Genomic DNA, 12,952 nt, shown 5'->3' on the forward strand with positions numbered 1-12,952 from the left:
CTAGCGCCCCAGCCCGCTCAGTACCGTCCGGGCCTGCTCCAGGGCGGTCGGGTCCGTCGGGTCGACCTCCAGGTCGGGCGTGATGCCCGTGCCGTCGACGCCGCGGCCGGAGGGGGTGCGGTAGTGGCCGACGGTCAGCTCGGCCACCGAGCCGCCGGGCAGCCGGCTCGGCATCTGCACCGATCCCTTGCCGAACGTGCGGGAGCCCAGGACTACCGCCCGGCCGCGGTCCTGGAGGGCCCCGGTGAGCAGCTCGGCCGCGCTCATCGTGCCGCCGTCGACGAGGGCGACCAGGGGTCTGCCGGTGTCCCCGCCGGGTTCGGCGTGCAGGGCCCGCTGGGCGCCGTCGACGTCGTACGTGGCGACCAGGCCGCCGTCGAGGAAGGCGGAGGCGGCGGTGACGGCCTCGGCGACCAGGCCCCCGGAGTTCCCGCGCAGGTCGAGGACGATCCCGGCGTCGGACGGGAGCCCGTCGACGGCGGTGCGCACCTGTTCGCCGACGCCCTTGGTGAAGGAGACGACCTTGACGACGGTGGGGCCGCCGGCGAGCGTGCGGACGGTCACGGGGTCCGTGGACAGCCGGGCGCGGTGCACGGTCTCGGTCCACGCGCGCGTGCCGCGCTCCAGTCCGAGCCGGACGGCACTGCCGGCGGGCTCCCGCTCGGCGTCACCGCGCAGTATGGAGACGACCTCGGTGACGGGGCGCCCGTCGACCCGCTCGCCGTCCACGGTGCGCAGCCGGTCGCCCTCACGGATCCCGGCGTCGGCGGCGGGCGAGCCGGAGCGCACCTGGGCCACCTCGATGCGGCCGTCGCGTTCGCGTCGGGCGGAGAGCCCCACCCCGGTGTACCGGCCGTCGAGGGCGTCCTCCAACTCCTCGTACTCGCCCCGGGAGTAGACGGCGCCCCAGCGGTCCCCGCTGCGGCTGACCGCGCGTTCGGCGGCCTCCACCGGGGACTTGCCGTCGGCCATGGCCTCGGCGGCGGCGCGGGCCACGTCGTCGTGCCGGGTCTGCCGGTCGGCCGGGGCGGCCGACCGGGCCGCGCCGGACTCGGGCTTCCGGTCGGTCCCGGGGAGCGAGCCGGTGGCCGCGCCGGTGGCGAGCACGCTCGCGAACACCAAGGTCAGGGCGGCCCCGTGGCGCACGCGACGGGGCTGACAGAACAGGTCACGACCTGACATGCCGGTGAGTCTAGGACAACGCGTAAGGGCCGCACGGTCGCTTGACCGTGCGACCCCCTTGGCATGTGTCACACCTTCAGGTACTTGCGCAACGCGAAGAACGCGGCCAACGCGGGCATCAGCAGACTGGTGGCCAGGATCAGCGGCAGCTTCGTCAGCACGGCGTCCCAGCCGATGAAGTTGATCAGGTTCAGCTTCTCGGACAGGGCGAGCCCGTGGTCGATGATGAAGTATCTGGCGATCACCAGGAAGCCGCAGGCGACACCACCGCCGATGAGACCGGCGACCGCCGCCTCCATGATGAACGGTGCCTGGATGTAGAAGCCCGACGCACCGACGAGGCGCATGATGCCGGTCTCGCGCCGCCGGCTGAACGCCGACACGCGCACGGTGTTGACGATCAGCATCAGGGCGACGACCAGCATGAGTGCCATCACCGCGCGGGCGGCCCAGTTCATGCCGTTCAGCAGACCGAAGAGGTTGTCCAGGATGCCCTTCTGGTCCTGCACGGACTGCACGCCGTCCCGGCCGTCGAAGGCGGTCGCGATGACCTGGTACTTCTCCGGGTCCTGCAGCTTGATCCGGTACGACTCCTGCATCTGGTCGGGCGTGAGGGAGCTGGCCAGCGGCGAGTCGCCGAACTGCTCCTTGTAGTGCTTGTACGCCTCGTCCTGCGACTCGTACGTCACCTTCTCGACGACGGCCATCTCGTCGAGGTCGGACATGATCTGCTTCTTCTGGTCCGCGGTCACCGCGCCCTTGGCGCAGTTGGGGTCGGACTCGGCGTCGCTCTTGTTGCAGAGGAAGACCGAGACGTTGACCTTGTCGTACCAGTAGCCCTTCATGGTGTTGACCTGGTCGCTCATCAGCAGCGAACCGCCGAACAGGGCCAGGGAGAGGGCGACGGAGACGATCACCGCGAAGGTCATCGTCAGATTGCGGCGAAGACCGACACCGATCTCCGAGAGCACGAACTGGGCGCGCATTGCGTCTCGTTAAGCCCTTCGTTCCTCGTCGTCAGTGCTGGTAGCCGTAGACGCCGCGTGCCTGGTCACGGACGAGGCGGCCCTTCTCCAGCTCGATGACGCGCTTGCGCATCTGGTCCACGATGTTCTGGTCGTGGGTGGCCATGATCACGGTGGTGCCCGTCCGGTTGATGCGGTCGAGCAGCTTCATGATGCCGACGGAGGTCTGCGGGTCGAGGTTGCCCGTGGGCTCGTCGGCGATCAGCAGCTTGGGCCGGTTGACGAAGGCGCGCGCGATGGCGACGCGCTGCTGCTCGCCGCCGGACAGCTCGCCGGGCCTGCGGTCCTCCTTGCCGCCGAGCCCGACGAGGTCGAGCACCTGCGGCACGGACTTGCGGATCTCGCCGCGGGACTTGCCGATGACCTCCTGGGCGAAGGCGACGTTCTCGCCGACCGTCTTGTTCGGCAGCAGGCGGAAGTCCTGGAACACCGTCCCCAGCTGGCGCCGCATCTGCGGCACCTTCCAGTTGGAGAGGCGGGCGAGGTCCTTCCCCAGGACGTGCACCTGTCCGTGACTGCACCGCTCCTCACGGAGGACCAGCCGCAGGAAGGTGGACTTTCCGGAGCCGGAGGAACCCACGAGGAAGACGAACTCGCCCTTCTCGACCTCCAGGGAGACGTCCCTGAGGGCTGGGTGGCTCTGTTTGGGGTAGACCTTGGAGACGTTGTCGAATCGGATCACGAATGCACCACGGGTCGCCGGGGGTAGATGTGCGTGACCATACGCGAACCGGGGAGCGGACCGCAGTCACCGGTCGGGGTTGCGTATCAGTTGCACGTTTTGTCCCCACCGGAGGGCGCGCGGGGCCCCGCGGAACCTGGCACAGTGGAAGGGAACGTTCGCGTCGTCGCGGGCGTTGTCCGGACAGAGCCGGCGGCAAGGAGGGCGAGCGCATGACGTACGACCGCTTGGTGTGCGCCAACTGTGCGGCGCCCGTGAGTGAGGGCAGGTGCCCGGTGTGCCGGGCCAACCGCGAGCGGCTGCAGCAGGAGAACCACCCCTTCGCGGGGCTGAACCCGATGGCGCTGATCGCGCTGCTGGCGGTGCTGATCGCGGCGGTGGCCCTGCTGGCCCACCAGACCGTCTGACGGGCCTGGAGCGGCCCTGAGGGCCTCCAGGGCGCGGACGGGGAGACACGGAAGGGGCCCGGAGCGATGACGCTCCGGGCCCCTTCGTGTGCGTACGCGGTGCGTGCGCGGACGGCTACCGTCAGGCAGCAGCCCCGCCGCGACCGTTCATCATGCGCGGCAGCAGGCGGAAGCCGATGCCACCGGCGATCATCGTGGCGGCGCCGACCAGGAGGAACGTGGTCTCCGCGGCACCGGTCTCGGCGAGCTCCTTGCCGTCGCCCTGGGCGGCGGCGTCGGAGGAGGCCGGGGCCTGCTCGCTGGTGTCCGTCAGGGCGGAGGAACCCTGGTTCTGGGTGACGTTGGCGTTGCCGCCACCGTCGGGCGTGGTGCCGCCGGTGGAGTCACCGCCGGTGGAACCACCGTTGCCGCCGCCGGTGTTGCCACCGTTGCCGTTGTGGCCACCGTTGCCGTTGCCGCCACCGTTGCCGTTGCCGCCGTTGTTGCCGGAACCGCCGTTGCCGTTGCCGCCGTTGTTGCCGTTACCCCCGTTGTTGCCGTTGCCCGGGTCCGTCGGGTCCGTGGGGTCGGTCGGGTCGGTCGGGTCCGTGGGATCCGTCGGGTCCGTGGGATCCGTCGGGTCGGTCGGGTCCGTGGGATCCGTCGGGTCCGTCGGGTCCGTGGGATCGGTCGGGTCCGTCGGGTCGGTCGGGTCGGTCGGGTCGGTCGGGTCGGTCGGGTCCGTCGGGCAGTCGGGACCGGTACCGATGTCGCACGGGTCGGGATCGTCGACGCTGACGCCGACGGTGAAATCGAGCGCCGAGGCGGCACCCGCGGCGGTCAGCGAGGCGCCGGCCGCGATCACGGCGCCGGCCGCTATGCGCGCGACACGAATGCGCGTCTTCTTCATCATGTAGTTGCTACCCCCAGTAGCCGATTAGTCGGTGAGGCCGCACTCGGGGGCCGTGATCGACGGGGGTGGCTGTGTGCGCTCAAGTCCCCCGGTTCACATGCGCCCCAGAAATACGCATGCCGAGCATCACCCTTACGAATGTTCAAAGCAACGTCAAGGCCGTTGCGTACGCGATGTCCGGGTAAGGGACGTATGCCGGACACAAAGGGTGTGAGTGTGACGTAAAAGCCGGGTGCCGCCGTCAGAAAAAGGCAACCGCCCCCGGGATGGGGGCAGTTGCCTTGTCGACAAAGCGGTGTTCTCGCGCCGTCCTCCGTGCTACTTCTCCTGCTGCTTGCGCCAGCGAATGCCGGCCTCCAGGAAGCCGTCGATCTCACCGTTGAACACGGCCTCGGGGTTGCCCACTTCGTGCTCCGTGCGCAGGTCCTTGACCATCTGGTACGGGTGCAGCACGTACGAACGCATCTGGTTGCCCCAGGAGTTGCCGCCGTCGCCCTTGAGGGCGTCCATCTTGGCCTGCTCCTCCTGGCGGCGCCGCTCCAGGAGCTTGGCCTGGAGGACGTTCATCGCGGTGGCCTTGTTCTGGATCTGGGAGCGCTCGTTCTGGCAGGAGACGACGATGCCGGTGGGCAGGTGGGTGAGGCGCACCGCGGAGTCGGTGGTGTTCACGCCCTGGCCGCCGGGGCCGGAGGAGCGGTACACGTCCACCCGCAGCTCGGTCTCGTCGATCTCGATGTGGTCGGTCTGCTCGACCACGGGGAGGATCTCGACGCCCGCGAAGGAGGTCTGGCGGCGTCCCTGGTTGTCGAAGGGCGAGATGCGCACCAGCCGGTGCGTGCCCTGCTCGACGGAGAGGGTGCCGTAGGCGTACGGCGACTGCACGGCGAAGGTGGTCGACTTGATGCCGGCCTCCTCGGCGTACGACGTCTCGTAGACCTCGGTCTTGTAGCCGTGCTGCTCGGCCCAGCGCAGGTACATGCGCTGGAGCTTCTCGGCGAAGTCGGCGGCGTCCACGCCACCGGCCTCGGCGCGGATGTTGACGAGCGCCTCGCGCGCGTCGTACTCGCCCGAGAGCAGGGTGCGGACCTCCATCTCGTCCAGCGCCTTGCGGACGGCCGTGAGCTCGGACTCCGCCTCGGCACGGGTGTCCGGGTCGTCCTCCTCCTCGGCCATCTCGAAGAGCACGCCGAGATCGTCGATCCGGCCGCGCAGGGCCTCGGCCTTCCGCACCTCGGCCTGAAGGTGCGAGAGCTTGCTGGTGATCTTCTGCGCCGCCTCCGGGTCGTCCCACAGGGAGGGAGCGGCCGCCTGCTCCTCGAGCACGGCGATGTCTGCCCTCAGCCTGTCGAGGTCCAGGACGGCCTCGATCGACTCCATGGTCGAGGAGAGGGACTTCAGCTCTTCGGATACATCGACGACTGCCACGCATCCAGCGTAACGGCTCCGTCCAGCGGTCTTCGCCGGGCCGTCGCCCGACGGTGGTCACCGTGCCGCGCCCGGCCTCAGGGGGAGGCGGGTGCGGAGTTCCGTGTGTCCTGGGGTCCGGTGTCGCCCTCGTCACCGCCCGTGGCCAGCCACGTACCGGCTCCGATCGCCGCCACCAGGGCGACCGCGCCCACCCCCACCGCGATCCGGCGGCGCCGTGCGGTGGCCCGGTTGCGGGCCGAGCCGGGGCGCGGGGAGCCCGCCGCGCGCGGGGCGCGTGCGGTGCCGCGGGCACCGCCGGCCAGCTCGTCGGGGGCGGGCACGCGCATCGACGTGTGGGTGTCCCGGTTGGAGTCGGCGGGCTTGGCGCCCGGCACCAGGGGCACCGCTCCCCTGCGCCGTACGGGCTCCCCGGCGGACGCGGGCGCGGCCGGTGGCGCCGCGGACTCGTCGGGGCCGTCCTCCTCCTGCTCCGCGTCGGGCTCGTCGACCTCCAGCGGGCCCATGCCGGCGAGCATCGGCAGCAGCTCGCGCAGCCGGGCGCTCAGCTCGGAGGCGCGCAGCCGGGAGGCCGGGGCCTTGGCGAGGCACTGGACGAGGAGCTGCCACAGCTCGTCGGGGATGCCGGGCAGCGGGACGACGGTCTCGGTCACATGGCGGCGCAGTACGGCGCCGGGGTGGCCGCCGCCGAAGGGGGTGAAGCCGGCGAGCAGCTCGTAGAGCACCGTGGCCAGCGCGTAGATGTCGACCGCCGCGCGCGGGGGCAGGCCCTCGACGATCTCGGGGGCGAGGTAGTCCGGCGTGCCGATGATCTTCGTGGCGCGGGTGCGGCGCGGGGTGTCGATGAGCTTGGCCACCCCGAAGTCCGTCAGCAGCGCCGGGTGCGACCCGCCGGGTCCGAGCGGGCCCTGCATGTCGAGCAGTACGTTCTCGGGCTTGACGTCGCGGTGCACGACCCCGGCGGCGTGTGCGGCGGCCAGCCCGTCGGCGACGTCGGCGACGACGGCCACCGCGGCCTCGGGCGCCAGGCGCCGCTCCCGGTCGAGGCGGGTGCGCAGGTCGGTGCCCCGGACCAGGTCCATGACCAGCGCGAGGTCGTTGCCGTCGACGACGAGGTCGCGCACGGAGACGACGTGCGGGTGCTCCAGGCCGAGCAGGGCGGTGCGCTCCTGCACGAAGCGGGAGACGAGTTCCTGGTCGGACGCCAGGTCCTCGCGCAGGAGCTTGATCGCGACGGGTCCCTCGGGACCCTCGCCCAGCCACACCGTGCCGGCGCTGCCCCGCCCGAGGATCTGGTGGGCGGTGTACCGGCTGCCGATCTTCCGTGCCAAGACTGCTCCTACCGACGCGTGTTGCGCCTAAAAGTACGCGTCCGAGGAGCCGACCTTCACGGCGGAGGCGGAAATCACCCTCTGGATGTCGACAAGTCTCCCGACTCGGCCGACTCGACGGCTGTTCAGCCGCCGCTGGAGCCGCCCAGGTCCCCGATCCAGTCGGTCACCGTGGTGAACCAGTCGCTGAGCTGGTCCCAGTAGCCCTTGCCCGTGCCGATCCAGTCCTGCAGCGGGCTCAGCTCCCAGACGAGCCAGCCGGCCACGAACAGGATGACGATCGTGACCAGGCATCCCTTGAGGCAGCCGAGGCCGGGGATGCGCATGGGGTTGGCGCTGCGCTGCCGCGGCGGCCTGGGCTCGCGCCGGGGCGGCTGCGGCTCGGGTGCGGGCGGCGGGGCGTACCGCTGCGGCTGGGGGCGTTGCGGCTGCGGGGGCGGGGGCTGCGGGGTGGCGTAGCGGTGCGGCTGTTGCTGCTGCGGATAGCCGTAGCCGGGCTGCTGGGGCGGCGGGCCCTGCGGGGCCTGCTGCGGCGGGCGGGAGACCTGTCGCTGGGGGCGGCGGCGCAGCGGGTCCTGGTTCGGGTCGAGGTACTGGACCTGCGTCTGCTCGTTGCGGTCGCGGGCGGCCCGCAGCTGGTTCTGCCAGGGGTGCGGGTCCTCGGGACCGCCCGGTCCGGGGGCTCCCGGCGGCACCGGCGGCATGACGGCGGTGGGGTCGGCCGCTCCCGTGTTCGGGAGTACGGCGGTGGGGTCGGCGGCGCCCGCCGGGCCCGAGGTGTGCGGCAGGACGCTGGTCGCGCCGTTCGGGTCGTACGCGGCGGCGGGGTCGCCCGGGACCTGCGCGGGCTCCGGGTCGGGGACGAGGAGCGCGCCCACGCTCTCGGCGGCGCCGATCTGCGCGCTGTTGGCGTGCACGCCGATGCCCTCGGCGACGACGCGCAGGCCGCGGGCGAGGTTCTCGGCGCTGGGGCGGTCGTCCGGGTTCTTGCGCAGGCAGCGCTCGATGACCGTCCACAGCGGGTCGGGGACGGTGGAAGGGCGGCGCGGTTCGGCGCTCAGGTGCTGGTGCAGCACTTCGAGGGCGGAGCCCCCGCCGAACGGGGGACGGCCGGTGACCAGCTCGTACAGCAGGATGCCCGCGCCGTAGACGTCGACCGCGGAGGTCTGCGGGCGGCCCTCGGCGGACTCCGGGGCGATGTACGCGGGCGTGCCGACGAACTCGTGGGTGCGGGTGAGGCCGGGCGAGTCGGCGAGGCGGGCGATGCCGAAGTCGGTGAGCATCGGGTGCATCTCGCCGCCGGTCTGCTTCAGCAGGACGTTGGCCGGCTTGAGGTCGCGGTGCACGACGCCGTCGGCGTGGCTCGCGGCGAGGGCGTCGGCGATCTGCGCGGTGAGCAGGGCCGCCGCAACCGGGGTGAGCGGCCCGTTTTCGCGCAGGTAGCGGTGGAGGTCGGGGCCGTCGACGAGGTCCATGACGAGGGCCAGCAGCTCGCCCTCGACGACCAGGTCGCGGACCCGGACGATGTTGGGGTGGGTGAGCCGGAGCAGGACGGAGCGCTCGCGCAGGAAGCGCATCACGATGTCGGCGTCGCTCGCGAGCTCTTCCTTGAGGACCTTGATCGCGACGGTTTCGCCGGGCTGTCCTGCCACGGCCGCCTCGGCGCCCGCGGTCTCGCGCTGGCGGGCCCGCCAGACGGTGCCCGTGGCGCCGCGACCGAGGGGCTCCTCGAGGAGGTACTTGCTGCCTACCGGCCGCACGTCATGCGCTCCTAGTTGCTTGCTGGCTGTTCGGACCCACTGTCGCAGAACGGTCGGTCCCAGTCCGACCCAACTGTAATGCCGCCCCCCCCCGGACCGTGTTCGAAGGAAAGACGCTCGACCCGGTCCCTTGGTTGCCGCTGCCCGGACGTGACCGATCTCAAGCGGACCGCTTCCGGTCATTCACAGGACACCTGTCAGGCATTTTTGGGGGCAGAGCCGACCAATCAAGATCATTTGGCGGTCGGGGGCGGGCATGTTGTCAGTGGCAGGTGCGAGGATGCCTGCAGTACTGGCCGACGTGCTCGTGTGGCGGTGGGGGAAGTCCGCGGTGGGGGACCGTGGTGACGGCTTCTGTCCCGGCGTGCGGGCGCCCGCGCGAAGGGACCGCTGACGGCGATGCAGATCCGGCTGACCGTCGTAGACCCGCTGGGCCCGCATGCTTCGGTGGGGGGCCGCGCCGCGAGCTGCGACGTGCTGGTCACCGCACCGGCCGGCACGGCCCTGGCCGCGGTCGCCTCCGCGCTCGCCGCGGCGCTCCCCGGCGGCGAGGGCCCCGGCTCCGGCCAGGTGGTGCTGTACGCCGGTGCGCAGCGGCTCGACGGCCAGCGCAGCACCCTGGGCGAGCCTCCGCTGATCGACGGCGCCGTGCTCTGCCTGGGCGCCCCCGGCGAGCCCGACCCGCAGGCCGAGCCGGCCGACGTCCCCGCCCAGCTCCACGTGGTCGCGGGGCCCGACGCGGGCGGCGTCCACCTGCTGCACGGCGGCCAGATCCGGCTCGGCCGCTCCGCCGACGCCGACGTGGCGCTCGACGACCCGGACGTCTCCCGGATGCACTGCGCCGTGACCGTGGGTCCCGACGCCCGCGTCTCGGTCGCCGACCTCGGTTCCACCAACGGCACCACGCTGGACGGCACGCGCGTGGGCAGCCGCCCGGTCCGCTTCGCGCCGGGGGCGCTGCTGCGGATCGGCGAGTCTGCCCTGCGGCTCGTGCCGGTGCCTCCGGCGGCGGAGGCACGGGTGGCCACGACACCGGACGGGGAGGGCCACGTACGGCTGTCCGGGGCCCGGACGCCCTCGCCGGGCGGCGGGGACGGTGCCGGTGACGCGGTGGTCCACGCGCGCGTGGCCGACGGGTCGCAGGGACAGGCCGGAGAGGCGGGCGGACGCTCCCGCGTGCCGGGCCCGGCCGGTCCGACCGGATTCGCCCGGGCTGCCGGGCCGGGCGGTGGGGACGCGCGCAGGCCCTCCGCGGCAGCCGGCCCCGCGCGCGGGGTGGCCGACGGGCCGGGCGGTTCGCCGCGTGCGCCCGGTGCCGCGGCCCCGGGCGCACCGGGCACCGCGGCCCACGGCGCCGGGGCGGACGGGACGACCGGGCCCACCGGACATGGCGGACCCGCCGGGCGGACTCATCACGCGTACGGCACATCGGGGTACGCCGCGTCGGGGTACGGGGGCGGGTCGCCCGCGGAGCCGCCGCAGGTGCCCGGGCAGGGCCGCGCGCCCCGCATCGAGAGTCACGGCACCGGCCCCGCGGCGGGTCTGCCCCGGCAGTTCCCCGCCGGGGGCGAGACGCACGGCGGTGCCCGGGGCGCGGGTTCGTACGCGACGGGCGGCCCCGACGCGGGCGGGTACGCGACGGGCGGCCCCGACGCGGGCGGGTACCGCGCGGCAGGCCCGGGCACGCCGGGCGACGACGCGTACGGCCCGGGCTCCGCGGGCGCCGGTTCGTCCCGCCGGGCCCCTTCCGGTGCGGGTTCTCCCGGCCGGGAGGGCGGCGACGGCACGGCCGGCCGCGCGGGCGTGGGGGATCGGGAGAGCCGCGGGAGCGGGAGCGGCCCCGGTTCCGGTTCCGGCGACGGCGGCGCCCGCACCGGGCGCAAGGGGACTCCCCTGCGCGGCACCGACGTGCCGCAGGAGGTCCGCAGGCGGGGTGGGATAGGGGCGTGGGCGCGGCGGCTGACCGGTGGGCGCGCGACCGCGCAGGAGGCCACCGCGTCCGGCGCGCACGGGTACGACGAGGCGGCGCCCGGAGCGGTACCGACCGCCCCGGCCGGCCCCTCCCGCGCCCTCGAGACCTGGCCGGACCCCGCGTCGCTGCTGCTGACGGCCCTCGGGCCGGGGCCGCGGCTGTGGGAGCGCGGCCCGGACCACCCGGAGGCGCTCACCGTGCGGCTCGGTACGGCCGACCGGGTGGCGCCGGGCGGTGCGGCGCCGCTGCCCGCGGTGCCGGTGACCGCCGGTCTGCGCGAGGTCGGCGCGCTCGGACTCGCGGGCCCGCGGGAGCGGCTCGCCGGACTGGCCCGCTCGGTGCTGGCCCAGCTCGCCGCGCTGCACTCCGCCGACACCCTGGAGATCGTCCTGATCAGCGCGGACCGCGCCCGTCCGCTCGCCGAGCGGGACGCCGAGTGGTCCTGGCTGGGCTGGCTTCCGCAGGTGCGTCCGGGTCAGGGCCAGGACTGCCGCCTGCTGCTGGCCCACGACCGCGAACAGGCCATGGCCCGCGCCCACGAACTCCTGCGCCGTCTGGAGGACCACCTCCCGGACGGCGCCCCGCTCCCGGCGGCCCAGGACACGGGAGCAGCCCGGCAGCAGCCCTCCTGGGTGCGGCAGGACGACGGGCCCGCCCCGGCCGGCCGTTTCTCCGGGCCGTACACCGTGGTCGTCGTGGACGGGGACCCCGGCGGTGCCGACGTGCGCGAGGCGGTGGCCCGGCTGGCCCTGGAGGGCCCGCGGGCCGGGGTCCACGTCCTGTGCCTCGCCGAGACGGCCGCCGCCTCCCCCACCTCCCCGGTGGGGCGCACGTACGAGGCGGCCTGCGCGGTGTCGCCGGTGTTCCGGGAGTGCGGGGCCGTGGCGCTGCTCAGCGGCGACGTGGCGACGACCCTGCGGCTGCTGCGCGTGGCCCGCGCGAGTGCCGCCCCGGGGCCCCGGCCGCCCCCGCCGGACCGGTCGGCCACGGCACCCTCGGCACGGTGGACGCCGTCTCCCTGCCCTGGGCCGAGCGTTTCGCCCGCGCCCTGGCCCCGCTGCGCACCGGCACCGGTGTCGGCGGCGAGCGGCACGCGCGCGTGTCGGCGCCGCTGCCCCAGGCGGCCCGGCTCCTCGACGAGTTGGGCCTGGCGCGTGCCACCCCGGCCTCCCTGATGGCCCGTTGGGCCGACGCGGCCGACGACGCGGAGGCTCTCGGGGGACGCGCGCAGGCGGTGCTGGGTGCTGGTCCGCGCGGCCCCGTCGCGGTCGACCTCGCCGCCGAGGGACCGCACCTGCTGATCGAGGGGCCGCCCGGCAGCGGCCGCACCGAGCTGCTGCGGGCACTCGTCGCCTCGCTCGCCTCCGCCGAGCGCCCCGACCGACTCGGGGTCGTCCTCGTGGACGGCCGCGACAGCGTGAGTTCGGGCGGCGCCCACGGCGAGGGCCTGCGCGTGTGCACGGACGTACCGCACGTCACCACGCACCTCACCGCCAACGACCCCGTGCGGATGCGGGAGTTCGCACAGTCCCTGAGCGCGGAGCTGAAACGGCGTGCCGAGCTGCTCGGGCGGTCGGACTTCACCGAGTGGCACACCGGGCGGGAGGTGTCGGGCCGACTCGTCGCCCAGCGCACGCCCGCGGGCAAGGCACCCGCGCCGGTCTCCGACTCCGGGGACGTCGAGTCCCCGCCCAGCTCCACCCTGCGGTTGCGGCCGGGCGCGGCCAGGCGCCGGGCGGGTGCGGTGCCGCCGCTGCCCCGGCTCGTCGTGGTCGTGGACGACCTCGACGCCCTGGTCACGCCCCCGCTCGGTTCGCCCGGACGGCCCGCGGCGGGGTCGGTGATGCGGGCGCTGGAGGCCGTCGCGCGGGAGGGCGAGCGGCTCGGCGTCCACCTGGTGGCCGCCACCGCGCCCGACGGCCGTACGGACCGCACGGAGCCCGCCCTTCGCGCGACCCTGCGCGTTGCCCTGGACGCCCCGGTGCCGGGACCGGACGAACCGATGCCGGGGCGTGGCCGGCTGGCCCGCGCGGACGGACGCGCCGTGGTGTTCCAGGGCGGCCGGGTCACGGGCCGCATCCCCCGCACGGCGACGCTGCGCCCCACGGTGGTCCCCCTGGAGTGGCACCGCATGGGCGACCCTCCCACCCGCCGCCCGGTCCGCGAACTGGGCAACGGCCCGACCGACTTGGCCCTGCTGGCCAGCGCGCTGGAAAGGGCGGCACGCGAGGTCTCGGCGGCGGAGGTCCCCTCGCTGCTGTAGAGGGTGTGAGCGA

The 12,952-nt window shown here is 74.1% G+C and carries 8 protein-coding genes and 1 pseudogene; 2 read left to right on the forward strand and 7 right to left on the reverse strand.

Going from position 1 to position 12,952, the window contains the following annotated elements; all coding sequences use genetic code 11:
• The 3 genes from BJ961_RS31815 to ftsE all read right to left on the reverse strand — a co-directional run bounded on the left by BJ961_RS31815 (window position 1) and on the right by ftsE (window position 2,889).
• Window positions 1-1,182, reverse strand: a complete 1,182-nt coding sequence (locus tag BJ961_RS31815; RefSeq protein WP_271416221.1) for a S41 family peptidase — start codon at window positions 1,180-1,182, stop codon at window positions 1-3.
• 68 nt (window positions 1,183-1,250) lie between these two features.
• On the reverse strand, window positions 1,251-2,168 hold the full coding sequence (ftsX, locus tag BJ961_RS31820; protein WP_271416222.1) for a permease-like cell division protein FtsX: 918 nt from the start codon (window positions 2,166-2,168) through the stop codon (window positions 1,251-1,253).
• Window positions 2,169-2,199: 31 nt separating this feature from the next.
• Window positions 2,200-2,889 (reverse strand): cell division ATP-binding protein FtsE, encoded by a 690-nt coding sequence (ftsE, locus tag BJ961_RS31825; RefSeq protein WP_073723721.1) that lies wholly within the window; start codon window positions 2,887-2,889, stop codon window positions 2,200-2,202.
• A gap of 212 nt (window positions 2,890-3,101) precedes the next feature.
• Between ftsE and BJ961_RS31830 the strand changes: the two genes are divergently transcribed.
• Window positions 3,102-3,296, forward strand: coding sequence for a hypothetical protein (locus tag BJ961_RS31830; protein WP_271416223.1), 195 nt, complete (start codon window positions 3,102-3,104; stop codon window positions 3,294-3,296).
• Window positions 3,297-3,417: 121 nt separating this feature from the next.
• On the opposite strand, the gene BJ961_RS31835 is transcribed toward BJ961_RS31830, so the two are convergent.
• The 4 genes from BJ961_RS31835 to BJ961_RS31850 form a co-directional block, all read right to left on the reverse strand.
• Window positions 3,418-4,188 (reverse strand): hypothetical protein, encoded by a 771-nt coding sequence (locus BJ961_RS31835; RefSeq protein WP_271416224.1) that lies wholly within the window; start codon window positions 4,186-4,188, stop codon window positions 3,418-3,420.
• Window positions 4,189-4,506: 318 nt separating this feature from the next.
• On the reverse strand, window positions 4,507-5,613 hold the full coding sequence (prfB, locus tag BJ961_RS31840) for a peptide chain release factor 2 (protein ID WP_271416225.1): 1,107 nt from the start codon (window positions 5,611-5,613) through the stop codon (window positions 4,507-4,509).
• Between the two features lie 77 nt (window positions 5,614-5,690).
• Entirely contained in the window at window positions 5,691-6,944 is a 1,254-nt protein-coding gene (locus BJ961_RS31845; protein ID WP_271416226.1) for a serine/threonine-protein kinase, read from the reverse strand.
• Between the two features lie 125 nt (window positions 6,945-7,069).
• Window positions 7,070-8,704 (reverse strand): serine/threonine-protein kinase, encoded by a 1,635-nt coding sequence (locus tag BJ961_RS31850; RefSeq protein WP_271416227.1) that lies wholly within the window; start codon window positions 8,702-8,704, stop codon window positions 7,070-7,072.
• A 399-nt stretch (window positions 8,705-9,103) separates the two neighbouring features.
• Between BJ961_RS31850 and BJ961_RS31855 the strand changes: the two are divergent.
• Window positions 9,104-12,939, forward strand: a pseudogene (locus BJ961_RS31855) (FHA domain-containing protein).
• Window positions 12,940-12,952: the final 13 nt, after the last annotated feature.

It is taken from the genome of Streptomyces lienomycini (assembly GCF_027947595.1).
GTDB classification, from domain to species: domain Bacteria; phylum Actinomycetota; class Actinomycetes; order Streptomycetales; family Streptomycetaceae; genus Streptomyces; species Streptomyces lienomycini.

Coding starts and splice junctions, on each gene's coding strand:
- BJ961_RS31835 (WP_271416224.1), bottom strand. CDS start 4,188: ATGATGAAGAAGACGCGCATTCGTGTCGCGCGCATAGCGGCCGGCGCC.
- BJ961_RS31830 (WP_271416223.1), top strand. CDS start 3,102: ATGACGTACGACCGCTTGGTGTGCGCCAACTGTGCGGCGCCCGTGAGT.
- ftsX (WP_271416222.1), bottom strand. CDS start 2,168: ATGCGCGCCCAGTTCGTGCTCTCGGAGATCGGTGTCGGTCTTCGCCGC.
- BJ961_RS31815 (WP_271416221.1), bottom strand. CDS start 1,182: ATGTCAGGTCGTGACCTGTTCTGTCAGCCCCGTCGCGTGCGCCACGGG.